This window comes from Pseudomonas sp. NBRC 111139 (assembly GCF_001753955.1).
GTDB lineage: Bacteria > Pseudomonadota > Gammaproteobacteria > Pseudomonadales > Pseudomonadaceae > Aquipseudomonas > Aquipseudomonas alloputida.
This window is the reverse complement of sequence record NZ_BCBP01000024.1, coordinates 63,059-75,931: the sequence shown is the minus strand read 5'-3', so window position 1 is coordinate 75,931 and position 12,873 is coordinate 63,059. Positions and strand designations below refer to the sequence as shown.

Sequence of the window (12,873 nt, the reverse complement as noted above, 5' to 3'; positions counted from 1 at the left end):
TGTCACCATTGCCCGTAAGGGATATTGTTCAGGCCTTTGCCGCGGGCCCTGGAATACACGTCGAACACGTCTTCGCCATCGCGCGGGTTGTCGGGGCTGCTGTCGTAGGCGCGCAGGCCCCAGCCGCCTTCGTCTTCATCCTTTGCCGCCACCAGCGGGTCGTGCGGGATGCGCCGCAGGAAGTAGAACTTGGCGCCCTTGGCACTGCGCACATCGCGCACGCCCTCTACCAGCACCTGCAGGTTCGGCGGGTAGCCACTGCTGTCCACGCGCTTCTCGATGTAGCCGGCGTCGAAGGCCCGCTTGTAGGCATCGATGGCGTCGCGAATCTGGTACAGCGCCTCGCGCAGTTGCTGCTCCTTGCCGCGGCGTACCACCGTTTCGGTCAGCGGCGCGGCCATGCTGGCGAGCAACCCGAGCAGTGCCAGGGTCAGCACCACCTCGATCAGGCTGAAGCCGTGCATGCGACGCCGCGCGTTCATGGCCGTGGGCTCCCGTTGACCGGGGCGACCGCCATCTGGCTGTCCACGACCGGTTCATCGGTGGTCGGCGCATTACCGGGTACGTCCATCGGCGGCAGTGGCGCCATCTGGCGCACCTGCATGGCCGACTCGGTGCCCGTGGAAAACTCCATGTCCGACGGGCTCTGGTACGGCAGGTTACGTACGATGCGCGGGGTGATCGCCAGCACCAGCTCACTCTTGCTCATGTCGTCCTTGTTGCTGCCGAACAGCCGGCCCAGGCCCGGGATATCGCCAAGGCCGGGAATCTTGTTGCCACTGGCGTTGTGGTCGTTGCGCACCAGGCCGGCCAGCACCTGGGTTTCGCCGTCATGCAGGCGCAGGCTGGTCTGCGCGTTGCGGGTGTCGACCTGGACCGGGATGGTGCCCTGGCGGGTGGCCTCCAGCGGGGTGGCGTTGCTGACCTCGAGCGCCACCTTGATCGCCACTTCGTTGTTCAGGTGCACGGTGGGCTGCACTTCAAGCTTCAAACCGACGTCCAGGTAGGTGACGCTCTCGGTAATGACCGGCCCTTGGGTCGACGGCACCGAGGTGGCGCTGATGATCGGTACCCGCTGGCCGATGTGGATGCGCGCTTGCTCGCGGTTGCTGACGCGGATCACCGGGCTGGCCAGGGTGTTGATGTCCTTGTCCTGGGCGTTGATCTTGGCCTGCGGCGCCGGCGCAATGCTGATGCGGCTGGAATTGATGCCCTTGAGCTGGTCGAGCACGCTGACCGGGTTGCCATCGTCGTTCAGCACGCCGAAGGTGTTCGGCCATTGCAGGCCAAGGTCGAGGATGCGCGAGGTGGCCACCTCCATCACCTCCACTTCCAGCACCACCTCGGGGTTGGACTGGTCCTGCGACTGCAGCAGCTTCTCGGCCATGCGCACCGCGTCCGACGTGTCGCGCATGGTCAGGGTGTTGAGGCGCTCGTCAACGAACACGTCGCGGGTCTTGAGCATGGTCTTGACCATGTTCAACGCGGTATTGGCGTCGATGCTGGTCAGGTAGAACGTACGCATGACCAGTTCCTGGTAGTCCTTGGTCTTCTGCGGCGAATCGGGGTAGACCATGACGGTGTTGTCGTTGACGATCTTCTGGCGCAGCTGGTTTTGTTCCAGCAGCAGCGCTATCGCGTCCTCGATGCGCACCTCGCGCACGAAGATGGTGGCTTTCATGTCCGGGCGCAGGTCCTTGTCAAAGATGAAGTTGATGCCGGCCACCTGCGACAGCACTTCGAAGATGGTCTTCAGGTTGGCATCGCGAAACTCCAGGGTGACCGGCCGTTCGAGCTTGCTGCGTAATTGCGGGTACGGCTGCGCGGTGCGTGCCTGCACGTTTTCGATGTCGCTGCGCAGGGTTATGCCCTTCTGGTTCTGCGGGTCCAGACGCAAGACTTCGCGCATGTAACGTTCGGCACCGAACAGGTCGCCCTGGCGCAGCGCCGCCTGACCAAGCGCTACGCGTTCGTCCAGGGTACGGATCAGCTCCAGCTGGCGAATGCCATCCTGGGCGCGGCGGTTGTTCGGCTCCAGGGTGAGCACCCGGCCATAGCCCATGCGGGCATTGGCGAAGTCATGGCGGACGCGGTCGCTGTCGGCCTGGGTAATCAAGGCCTCGACAGCCGCCTGGCGGCTGTGGGCCAGGGCGATATTCAGCTCTGTGTCACGCGGGTCGTCGCGCAGGGCCTCTTCCAGGCGGGCGATGCCGGCCTCGTACTGGCCCTCTTTCATCAACTGGTCGCTGTCCTGGCGAACCGCACTGGAGCCGCAACCGGCAATGGCCACGCACAGCGCCACGAGCAGAAACGGAGCAGGCTTGCACAGCTTTGACGACTTCATGGTGCGCTCCCGACAGACAAGGTCTGCGACTGGTGCAAAGGCAGGTAGACCAGGTTCAGCTCGCTGGCCGATACCCGATCGAGGCGATAGGTGTCTTCGATCACGTCGCCTTGGCGCACGACGTAGAGTTTTTCGCCGCTCTGCAGGAAGACCTGCAGGTCGTCGCGGTCCCCCATGCGGCCGATGAACTGGAAAGGCAGCTCCGGGGCCGTCGGGGCCGCGGCGACGACAGGTGCGGTCATAACCGGTTGTTCGGTGACCGTGGCCAGGGTTTGGGGTGGCGTCCATTGCTGGGTTGGGAACAGGTCGCGGGCGGCCTGTTCCGGCCCTTTCGCGGGTAAGCCCGCGCCGACCATGGACGCAGCGCTTTCTGTTGCAGGCGCGGGTTTACCCGCGAAGGCCGCGACGCCATCGTCCTGGCCAAACCAATGGTCCGGTGCCCAGGCCAGCGCCGCGCTCACGCCAAGGAAGCCGGCCCAGATGACTGCACGTTGTGTGTTCATCATGACCTCGACAGGTAAAGGGTCATGCGCAGGCGGGCATTGAGCTCGCTGTCGCCGATGCGTTTGCGTTGCAGCTCAAGGTCTTCCAGCACCAGCGTCGGCAGTTGCTTGAGCAGGCCCTTGATAAAGCCGCGAATCTGCGGGTAGCTGCCACGCACTGGCAGCACGATCTGGTAGCGGGCCAGCTGGGTCTTGGGGTCGATGCCCAGCGCGTATTCACCGCGGGCCAAGCTGATGCGCTCGGCGCTGGCCAGGCGGTACAGACGCTCGATCAGCTCGCTGGCCTGGGGCTGACCGGGCAGTTGCTGGCGCAGGCTGTCGAGGGCCTGCTGCTCGGGCTGGACCGCAAATTTCAGCTCACCCCGCTTGACACGCCCTACCTGTTCGCTGGCCTGCGCTTCGCTGGCGCGCAGTTCGCGTACGCTTTGCCATTGCGGCAGCACGCCGGCACACCCCACGCCAATGGCGAGCAGGCCTACGGCTACGGCAGCCAGGCCTACCGGGCCGACAACGCGTAGGCGCTCCTGGAGGATCAGGCGGCTGAACGATTCAAGGGCGCGCATGGCCGATCTCCCAGGTGGCGGTGAGGGTGAAGCGCACCGGGTGCTCGGGCCGCGCAGCGAGCACTTCGTGGTTGAGCAGCGACACGTCGCTGAGCTCGTCGCTGGCTTCCAGCCGCTGGTGGTACTGCAGCATCGCTTCGAGGTTGCGCGCCTCGGCGGCAATGCGCACCTGGCCCTTGCGCGCATCCGGCGTCAGGCCGAGCAGCGCGACGTCGTCCTGCGGCATGGCTTCAAGCATGGCGAACAGTTGCTGCCAAGGACGTTGCAGTTGCTGCGACACACTGCGCATTTGTGCCAGGCGCTCAGCCTGCTCCCGGCTGGCAGCGCTGTTCTTGGGTTCTGCGATGGCCGGGCGGCGGCCCAGTTGCAGTTCCAGGCTATGGACGCTGGCTTCCAGTGCCACTTGCTCGGTCTGCAAGCGTTGCTGCAGCAGCACCAGGCCGGCGACCACGGCGCTGGCAAGGACGAGCAGCGACCAAACCAGCGGTCCGCTGCGCCGTGGCTGGAATTCCAGGTCGAGGCGGCGCATGTCAGGCCACCGCCCGCCACATGGCGCACAGCGGGTCGGCTTCGCTGGCCGGCTGGCACAATTGCACGGCCGCCAGTTGCGGCACGTCGCAGCGGCCCGGGGCATGCAGGTACACCCGCGGCAGGTGCTCGCCGTACAGCTCACAGGTACGCTCGATCAGTGCTTGCAGGGCCTGGTCGCTGTCAGCGCAGCCTTGCGCCAGCACTTGTTGCCAGGCACCGCCGGCGGCCAGCAGCAATACACTGCGGCGCGGCTCGGCCAGCACGAACAGGAAGTCCCCCTGCTCCAGCTGTGACCAGCAACGGTTGTAGGCAGCCATCAGGTATGGCTGCACCGAGCGCAGGCTCAGGCGGCTTTCCCGGCCCAGTGCCTGCAGCCGCTGCAGCAAGGCTTCGGGCAGCGCCGTGGCGATGCGGGCGGCACCGGCAGGCTCCGGTGACAGCACGATGCGCCAGTCGTCCAACGGCTGCCCGTAGAGGTTTTCGAAGCAAGCGCGGGCATAGGCGTCCAGCTCGCGAGGGTGGCCGATGGCGTCACTCCAGGGCACCAGGCAGAAGCGGCTGTAGCGGGCCGACAGCAACACCCGCAACTGGGCGCCACGTACCGCATGCTCGGCCAGCAGTGCGGCCAGCCCGTCGACGGCAGCATCCCAGGTCGGTTGGATGGCGTCGCTGCTGAACGCGCGGCTGCCCAGCCATTGGTGGTGATTGTTGTGCCAGCGACCCAGGCCGACACCCTCGGCGCCCAATACGGCGCAGTAACGGTCAGATGAATGTGACACGGTTGATCTCCTCAAGGGTGGTACGGCCATCGCGGACCAGGTCCAAGGCCGAGGCGCGCAGCAGGCGCAGGCCGCGCTGGCAGGCAAGCGTCTTGATCTGCGCCAGCGGGCGGCGCTCCACGATCATTTGCCGCAGGTCGTCATCCAGGTGCAGCAGTTCGGCAATGGCACTGCGGCCGCGGTAACCACTGCCACGGCAGTGGCCGCAGCCCTTGACACGGACGAATGTCCAGCCGGCCACCCCCTCGCGGGTCAGGCCTGAGCCATACAGGGTGTCGTCATCGTGTTCGCAGGGCGTGGCGCAGTGCGGGCAGGCCAGGCGAATCAGGCGCTGGGCCAGCACCGCGTTGAGCGCAGAAACGAAGCTGTAGGGGTCGACCTGCATCTGGCTGAAGCGGCCAATCACGTCGAACACGTTGTTGGCGTGGATGGTGGTGAACACCAGGTGGCCGGTGAGCGCCGATTGCACGGCAATCTGGGCCGTGTCGGGGTCACGGATTTCACCGACCAGGATCTTGTCCGGGTCGTGACGCAGGATCGAGCGCAGGCCTCGGGCGAAGGTCAGGCCCTTCTTCTCGTTGACCGGGATCTGCAGCACGCCGGGCAGTTGATACTCGACCGGGTCCTCGATGGTGATGATCTTGTCCACGCCATGGTTGATCTCGCTGATCATGGCGTACAGGGTGGTGGTCTTGCCGCTGCCTGTAGGGCCGGTGACCAGGATCATGCCGTAGGGTTCTGCCGCCAACCGGCGCAGGGCGCGCAAGGTTTCGTCGGCAAAGCCCAAGGCTTGCAGCTGCACGCCGCTGACCCGGTCGGACAAGTCCTGCTTGTCGAGCACCCGCAGCACGGCATCTTCACCGAAGATGCTAGGCATGATCGACACCCGGAAGTCGATTTGCCGGTCGCCCACGGCCACCTTGAAGCGGCCGTCCTGGGGCACGCGTTTTTCGCCGATGTCCAGCTCGGCCATGACCTTGATGCGCGAGATCACCTGGTCGGCGAAGGCGCTGCCACTGGCCTTGCCGGCACCGTTGAGCACGCCGTCGATCCGGTACTTGATGGTCAGGCCCTGGCCGGTCATGCCCAGGTGGATGTCGCTGGCGTGCAGCTTGAGGGCGTCGTACAGGGTGGAGTTGACCAGCTTGACCACGCGGCTCTGGTCTTCGCTGATACTGGCCAGCGACAGGCGTTGCAACGGGTCGCTCTCGCTGCTGGCTTCGGCGTCGTGGTCAAGGGCATCGACTGCGTGGAAGCTTTCTTCATGACGGGCCAGGAAGGTGGCCAGGTCGGCGGCGTGGGCCAGGTAAAGCGGCGCGCCTTGCAGTACGTCGTCGATCCAGGCCAGGCGGGCGTGGTCGAAGGGGTCGGCGAACACGCCCAGCAACTGGCCGCCTTGCTCGATCAGCACACATTCACGCTTGAGGCACTGGGCCAAGGCCACCTTGTCGAAGCGTGGGGTGCTGGCCAGCAGGCTGTGGCTGTCGAGTACCGGGTAATGCAGGGTCAGGCCAAGGCGCTGGGTGAAGGTGTCGGGGGTGTCGCAGGCCAGGCGTTCCAGGCAGTCGAGCAGGCGCTCGTCGGTGGCTTGCAGACGGGCCTGGGCCAGCAGTTCGCGGGGGTAGGCGCATAGCGCTTCCGGGGTTGCATCGAATGCTTCTGGCATGGCCTGCGACTCCGCTCAGGGGCGCGTCGCAGGCTGGCTCGGCCAGGGGTGCGGGCGCCGCTATTCCCCTGTGAGCAGTTGATCGTCGTCGGGCCCTGGTGGCTTGGCGCCGTTACGGCGGCGGTCGGCCAACACCCAGCTTCCATCGTACAACTGCAGGGGGAACGATTCGTTCCTGTTCTGGCGTCGTTCGACGAACCCTTCGGCCGGGTTGTCCGTGGCCCTGCGCCGGCGCTCGATGCCCAGCAGGTCGAAGATCGCACGCGCCAGCTCCATCAGTGGGAACGGCTTGAACAGGACGTGACTCACACCGAGTTCGGCGGCCCGCTCACGCACCTCGACGGTGGGGTGGGCGGTGATCAGCACGAAGTGGCATTGCCTGTTCTTGCGTACAGCCTCCAGAACCTGAAAACCTTCCATGTCGGGCAGGCGGTAATCCAGCACAACTACTTGCGGTGCCAGGCTTTCAGCCTGTTCGATACCACTGGCACCGTCGTGGGCAACATGAACTTCCAGGCCTTGCGCCTGCAGGTACGCTTGCAGGTTCTGCGCAAGAGTCTGTTCGTCATCGACTACCAATACTCTGTTCACCAAGGTCGACTCCCCAATACTGCCCGGTTCCCCGGTCTGCGAAGTACGCCCTTGTAGAGACTTGAGCAGGCTTCGTGCCAGGCGTGAATAGTCATGTTGCACCACTGTAAGCCACTGATTTTACTAGGGTGCCGGCCAGTAACCGACATACGCTGAGCAGGCGCACCCCACCCGTTCCCCACAAGCGGGGAAAATGATGGCACATTGCCAAACCTTAATTCCCCAGGATTGGGGCAAGCGCCATCAACGGCCTCAGTTGGCGATCTCCACTTTAGCGGACTCGCGCAAACGTTGGCGCACGGATTGGCGCGCCTGCGCCTCCCGCTGACCGATGAGCGTTGCCCTGGCCAAGGCGAGGCCGTGTTCGCGTATGACCGATGGATTATCACTTTGGTTCTGCGCTCCTTGCAGTCTCTCCTGGTTGGCATCATAAAATGCCTCCACTTCGCCCTGGCTCGGCGCGTCGACTGCGCTGAGCTGGGCGTACACTTGCTGGGCCGCCATCTCATGCCGGGTGTATTCAGTGTACTGTGCCCTATCGAAGCCTGCCTCTGCCAGCCGCCTTTCGAATAACGCCGGGCTGCCAAATGCCGCTTCCACCTCGCCAATCTGTGCCGACACGTGTTCATCGCTGATGGCTATGCCTTGGCGTTGCGCTTCCTGCCACAACAGCTCCTTGTCGATCAGCTCGTCCAGCGCCTGGTCACGCAGGCGTTTATACAGGCCTGGATTGCGGATGCTGGTCACCGCCCGACCCTGGGCGTCCAGGTACTCGCTGAAGTAGCGCTCCAGGCGCATCAACCCGATCTCGACACCATTGACCCGCGCCGCTGGCACATCGGCCCAGCTCACCCTGGTCAGCACCAGCAACAGGCACAACCACACGATCCGCATGACAACCTCCGCTCAAGGGCTGACCGGCACTGGCCGGTAGGGGGTGACCGCAGTAAAGCGTGGCCCGGGCAGGGCCACCGCCACCACATGGGCACCTGCCATGCCCTGGCGGCGACCAGGGCCAAAGCCCAGTGCCGGGGTCAGGCCGGTGGGCACATCGTGCAAGCCTTCGAGCGCAGCGATCAGTTGCTCGCGGCTGGCATCCCGTCCAATCTGCTTCAGCGCTTCGCTCAGCAGGCGCAACGCGCACAGCGTATTGACCTGCAACGACACCTGGCGCGGGTCCAGGCCCTGGCGCTGCTGCAGCCCGGCGAGCGTTGCCTGGCCTTGCTCGGTCCAGTCCTCTGGCACGTAGGGGTAGGCCAGAAACAGCCGCTGCGACCACTGCGCCGGCAAGCGCGCCACAGCGCCGGCTACCTGACTGGAAGCGGCGAACAGGTAGGGCTCGCGGCCCGCCACCTGCAACTCCGCCGCCAACTCGGCAAAGGCCTGGGCGCGGCCAAGGAAGACGATGCCCTGCCCGTCCACCGCCTGGCCGTCGAACGCCTGGATAGCGGGTGGCGCCCAGCCCTGCTGTCGTAAACGCTCGCGCACCTGCTCGGCCAACGCGGCGTGTTCGTTGCCGGCATACACCACGCGTAACTCATCCGGCGCCAAGCCCAGCGCCACACGGGCATGGCCTGCCAGGCTCAGCAATTGCTCGGGCAAGCCGGGCAGCGGGTCGAAGATCTGTGCGCTGCCGCCGCTGCGCGGGGTACTGCCGACCATCGGCACGTTCTGTGGCGCCAGCAAGGTCGTCAGGCGCTGGTCGAGCATGGGCGCCAATGGCGCGATCAGGGCGAACACCCGCTTTTGCTCGAGCAACTGTTGCAAGGCGCGTTCGGCACTGACCGGGTCGGAACCTGGGTCTAGTACGACCAGTTCCAGGCGCCGCCCGTGAATGCCGCCTTGCTGGTTGAGTTGACCCACGCCGTCTTCCAGCACGGCGCGCACCACCTGCCCGGCTTCAGCCAGCGGACCGCTCGCGGGCAGCAGGGTCCCAAGGCGCAGCACGCCCTCTTCCACACCAGGGTCACGTTCTTCGGCCAAGCGTTTGAGATAGGCGGTGAGGTTGCGCTGGTCGGCCAAGGTCAACTCGAAGCGTGGCATGGCCGGGTCGAGGCGATTGCCAGCCGGGTCGATACCCTGTTGGATGGCCCGCGCCAGGCTGCTGTCGGTGTAGGCCGGGTAGCGGCGGCCGTTGGCCTCGCGCGGGCCCTGGCCGAGTGCCAGGCGTTGCCAGTCGAGGCCGGGGGGGCGAACACCGCCTTCGGCACGGCCACGGCCGTCGTTGCCATGGCAACTGGCGCAGGGCAACACGCTGGCGGGGACTGTGATGTCACTGGCGCCGACCCGGGCTTGCAATTGAGCGTCGCTACTGGAAACGCCCTCGCGGTAGAGGCGTTTGCCGGCTTGTTCGTGGTCGGTCAGGTCCAGGGCCAAGGCTGAGGTCGAAGATGCCATGCCAAGCACGCATGTGAGCCATATCGCAAGCCCTGTGGGCGCGGCCTTGTGTCGCGAAAGGCGCGCGCAGCGCGCCCCTCTTTCTGCGCGTGAGCTGCCACTGCCGGGGCTGCTGCGCAGCCCTTTCGCGACGCAAGGCCGCTCCCACAAAAGCGGATGCCACAGAGGCCAATTCCCCAGGCGGCCCATGATACTCACCGACCGGCCAGCGGCTGGGTCAACAGCTGCATGCGCTGGGCAATCGCCGCTGGCGGTGCATCCGGGCGAATCTTGCTCCAGCGTTTACCTGCAACATCACCGGCAATCAGCTGCGTCGAATGCTGCTCGGGACTCGGCAGGAACTGCCCTATACGGCCAAGCACCAGGTCGACATTGGCCTTGTCACCGGTCAGGAACAACCAGTTCGGCCCATCCACCCCTTGCTTGGCGGCGAACGCCTTCAGCGCCTCGGGGGTGTCGTTCAGCGGGTCACTGCTGATCGACACGAAGGTCACCTGGGCGGCCAGGGCTGGCCCCATGGCCTCGCGCACCTCGCGCAGCTTGCGGGTGATCAACGGGCAGGCATCGGTGCAATGGGTGAAGATCACGTTGAGCATCACCACCTTGTCCTTGAGCACGTCACTGTAAAAGCGCAGCTCGCGGCCATTCTGGTCCTTCAGCACGGTGTCGGTGAACCAGGTCTTGGCGTCGCGTGTACCGCCACCACTGGCCATCGCCTGCGGTGCTGGCTGCGGCTCGGGGGGTTGCGGCGCATGGCCTTCGTGGGCGAACGCCACCGACGTGAGGATCCACAGGCAGCCACCCAGTACCAGCCAGTCGAATGCGCGCATGCCAGCGCGGTGGGAGGTTGCAGTGCTCATGGTTGCACCTCGTGATGGTCGGCAATGGCGGTGCTCTTGGCATGTACCCGGCGAGCACTGAGGCGGTTGATTTCATCGATCAATACGCCCGGGTCGGTGAAGCCGTAGTAACGCGTCCAGTGCCCGCTACGCCCGTCACCCACCAGTATCAGCGGCGGGTGCTGGCTGAGGTCGGCGTTGAAGCTGCCCAGCCCCTTCAGGGTTTCGGTGATGGCGTACGGGGTACCGGTCAGCCAGCTCCAGCCCGGCCCTTTCTGGAATGCCTTGGCATAGTTTTGCAGGCGCTTGGCGTCGTCACGCTGAGGGTCGACACTGATCGACACCAGGCGAACCTCCTCGCCTACCCGGCCGCCCAGCTGCTGCTGGACCTTGCCCATAATCGACGACACCACCGGGCATACCGTGGTGCAGCTGGTGTAAATGAAGCCCATGACCACCAGATGGTCACCCACCAGGTCTTTCTCAAGGCGTACCGGCATGCCTTCCTGGTTCAACAGCGACACATCGGCAAAACGCACACTGGCCTTTTCCTGATGCGCCGCCGGGGGCTGCCCGGCATGGCCGTCATGCTCGTGACCGGCGTGGGCCATGGCCAGGTGGCTGGCAAATGCCAGGCTCAGGGCCAACAGTGTGCAAGCAGGCTTGGCGTTCATCGCACATTCCTCACGTCAGTCTGGGAAGCGTTGGTTGCAGCAGCCGGCAGAACGCGCAGGCTGGTGTAGTTTTCTTCGGCAAACTTGCGCCCCAACGAGGGCGACTGCACATGCAGGTACCAGGCGCCGGCCTCAGGCAAGTTCAGCGCCGCCTGGTAGACCCCCTCGCCCACCTCTTGCAGCTGCAGGTTGCGCGGCATCGACGATGGCGCCAGGAAGTAGCGCAGGCTCAAGTCGTTCAGGCCCAGGCGCGGCTGCCCGTCGTCACCGACAATCCGTACCCGCGCGGTGAAGTCGCTGTGCTGCGGCAGCGGCTGGTCGAGGCCAATGAACTCGGCACGCGCACCTTTACGTTTGCTGGCATCGCTCCCTGCGGCCACTTCGGTACTGAAGCAATGAATGATTTGCGGCTGGTTGAGCAGGAAGGCAACGTCGAACTTGCCGGCGGCGGGCAGCTTCACCGTCGAGCCATACACCCCGGGGGCCACTTCGCGCAGGCTGCGGTCAACGACGATGGCGGCGCGGGCCTGGTGGCCGCGGTTGTTGTAGCCGGACATCGGTGCATTCATGCCTTCGGCATAGAAGTAGGTGGTGTTGTCCACCGGGTTGACCACGAACACCGAATTGTCATCACGCGATACCGACAGCCCCTGGGCCAGTGGCAGGTCGCCGGCCTGGCGCGGCGCGGCGGGGCCAGCCTCGAAGCCTTGCACGATGGGCGCACGCCCCTCGCCCAGGCTGGCCAGATTGATCATGCTCACTTTCGGCGAGGCCAGGCCACGCACATAGGCATAGCCTTTGGTGAACGTCAGCTGGTACGGTTCGGCCGCCACCGGGATGCGGTGGATCAGCTTGTCGGTACTGGCGTCGATGACCAAGGCCTGGTTCTCCAGGGTATTGAGCACGATGCCGTAGCGGCCATCATGGCTGAAGCGCATCGGCCCCAGGCCCTGTTCGGCCTGGACCGTGTGGCGCAACTGATGGCTGCGGGCATCGAACACCCGTACGCTGCCCTCCTCGCCATCGACCACGTACACGGCCTGGGACAGCGCCGAATAGCTGACCGACAGCGGGTGCGGGCCTACCTTGATGGTCTTGGCCAGGCGCATTTCCGGGATGTCGATGACGCTCAGGGTGCCGCTGTCGCGATTGCTGACATAGGCATAGCGCGAGTCGGCGCTGAAGGCGATTTCGTGGTGCCCGGTACCGGTGTTGAAGTGCTTCATGGCGCTGCGCCCCGGCACGTCAATTACTGTTACCCCGCCTTTGCCCGGGTCGCTGCTGTTGTTGCCAACCCACAGCCGATGCTGGTCCGGCTGCAGGGCCACGCGCAGCGGCTGGTCGCCGGCGTCCAGGTCGGCCACGCGGGTGAAGGTTTCGGTATCGATCACCGAGACCTTGCCCCGCTCGGGTATCGACACGAAAACCTGCTTGTCGTCGCTGGTGGCCGCCCAGTCCATGGGCCGCCCTGGCAGCTCGATGCGGGCCATGGTGCTGGTCACGCCCCCCACCGACACCGTCGGGTCGATCACTGTCAGGCTGGCGTCATTGTTCAACATCAGCAAGAAGTAGCTGTTCAGGTCGAGCAGCGGCCGGGCCCCGATGCTGCTCTTGAGAAACAGCGCGACCCGCGCCTTGCAGCTCTGCTCGCGGTCCCCGGCCGGGGCCGACTGCGCCGGGTCGATCCACGCCCCCGGGGCCATGCCCGACAGCGGTTGGCCACTGGTCTGGTCGCTGAGCTTGAAGCGGATGTTGGCGAAGCCGCCCTCCTTCAGTTCGCCGCCGGCCAATGGCCGGGCCTCGAACTCCACGTTCACGCCGTCCCGGCTGAGCCGGTGCAAGGCCTGCGAGCCGCCCCGTTCCTGCAACAGCTCGCGCGGGTCGCACCATAGCTTTTCGTACGCCACGCCCAGGCCGATCAGCGCTACCCCCAGCACTACCCCCAAGTAAGCAGGGCGAGTCTTTTTGTTCATGCTCGCGTTCCCC

At 65.4% G+C, this 12,873-nt stretch carries 13 protein-coding genes; all 13 read right to left on the bottom strand.

Annotated elements, in window-relative coordinates; genetic code table 11:
• Positions 1-2: 2 nt before the first annotated feature.
• Positions 3-482, bottom strand: coding sequence for a type II secretion system protein (locus tag BJQ17_RS08350; RefSeq protein WP_003247963.1), 480 nt, complete (start codon positions 480-482; stop codon positions 3-5).
• On the bottom strand, positions 479-2,344 hold the full coding sequence (locus BJQ17_RS08345) for a secretin N-terminal domain-containing protein (protein ID WP_070095882.1): 1,866 nt from the start codon (positions 2,342-2,344) through the stop codon (positions 479-481). Before BJQ17_RS08345 ends, BJQ17_RS08350 begins: the two co-directional genes overlap by 4 nt.
• Positions 2,341-2,847: a hypothetical protein gene (locus BJQ17_RS08340; protein ID WP_070095881.1), complete on the bottom strand. Its 507-nt coding sequence runs from the start codon at positions 2,845-2,847 to the stop codon at positions 2,341-2,343. The genes BJQ17_RS08345 and BJQ17_RS08340 overlap by 4 nt, the downstream gene beginning before the upstream one ends.
• Entirely contained in the window at positions 2,847-3,410 is a 564-nt protein-coding gene (gene pilO, locus BJQ17_RS08335; protein ID WP_070095880.1) for a type 4a pilus biogenesis protein PilO, read from the bottom strand. The genes BJQ17_RS08340 and pilO overlap by 1 nt, the downstream gene beginning before the upstream one ends.
• Positions 3,397-3,939 (bottom strand): pilus assembly protein, encoded by a 543-nt coding sequence (locus tag BJQ17_RS08330; protein WP_070095879.1) that lies wholly within the window; start codon positions 3,937-3,939, stop codon positions 3,397-3,399. The genes pilO and BJQ17_RS08330 overlap by 14 nt, the downstream gene beginning before the upstream one ends.
• A gap of 1 nt (position 3,940) precedes the next feature.
• Positions 3,941-4,720 carry a hypothetical protein gene (locus BJQ17_RS08325; protein WP_003247953.1) on the bottom strand — a complete coding sequence of 260 codons (780 nt, stop codon included), beginning with the start codon at positions 4,718-4,720 and terminating at the stop codon, positions 3,941-3,943.
• Positions 4,704-6,386: a GspE/PulE family protein gene (locus BJQ17_RS08320; protein ID WP_070095878.1), complete on the bottom strand. Its 1,683-nt coding sequence runs from the start codon at positions 6,384-6,386 to the stop codon at positions 4,704-4,706. The genes BJQ17_RS08325 and BJQ17_RS08320 overlap by 17 nt, the downstream gene beginning before the upstream one ends.
• Before the next feature lie 60 nt (positions 6,387-6,446).
• On the bottom strand, positions 6,447-6,980 hold the full coding sequence (locus BJQ17_RS08315; protein ID WP_019437656.1) for a response regulator: 534 nt from the start codon (positions 6,978-6,980) through the stop codon (positions 6,447-6,449).
• A 249-nt stretch (positions 6,981-7,229) separates the two neighbouring features.
• Positions 7,230-7,871, bottom strand: coding sequence for a SurA N-terminal domain-containing protein (locus BJQ17_RS08310; RefSeq protein ID WP_070095877.1), 642 nt, complete (start codon positions 7,869-7,871; stop codon positions 7,230-7,232).
• Between the two features lie 12 nt (positions 7,872-7,883).
• Positions 7,884-9,374 carry an ABC transporter substrate-binding protein gene (locus tag BJQ17_RS08305; RefSeq protein ID WP_256559501.1) on the bottom strand — a complete coding sequence of 497 codons (1,491 nt, stop codon included), beginning with the start codon at positions 9,372-9,374 and terminating at the stop codon, positions 7,884-7,886.
• Between the two features lie 194 nt (positions 9,375-9,568).
• Positions 9,569-10,234 (bottom strand): SCO family protein, encoded by a 666-nt coding sequence (locus BJQ17_RS08300; RefSeq protein WP_012052145.1) that lies wholly within the window; start codon positions 10,232-10,234, stop codon positions 9,569-9,571.
• The gene (locus BJQ17_RS08295) at positions 10,231-10,887 is read right to left on the bottom strand and encodes an SCO family protein (RefSeq protein WP_070095875.1); all 657 of its coding nucleotides are present in this window, start codon (positions 10,885-10,887) and stop codon (positions 10,231-10,233) included. The genes BJQ17_RS08300 and BJQ17_RS08295 overlap by 4 nt, the downstream gene beginning before the upstream one ends.
• On the bottom strand, positions 10,884-12,860 hold the full coding sequence (locus tag BJQ17_RS08290) for a cytochrome D1 domain-containing protein (RefSeq protein WP_003247941.1): 1,977 nt from the start codon (positions 12,858-12,860) through the stop codon (positions 10,884-10,886). Before BJQ17_RS08290 ends, BJQ17_RS08295 begins: the two co-directional genes overlap by 4 nt.
• Positions 12,861-12,873: the final 13 nt, after the last annotated feature.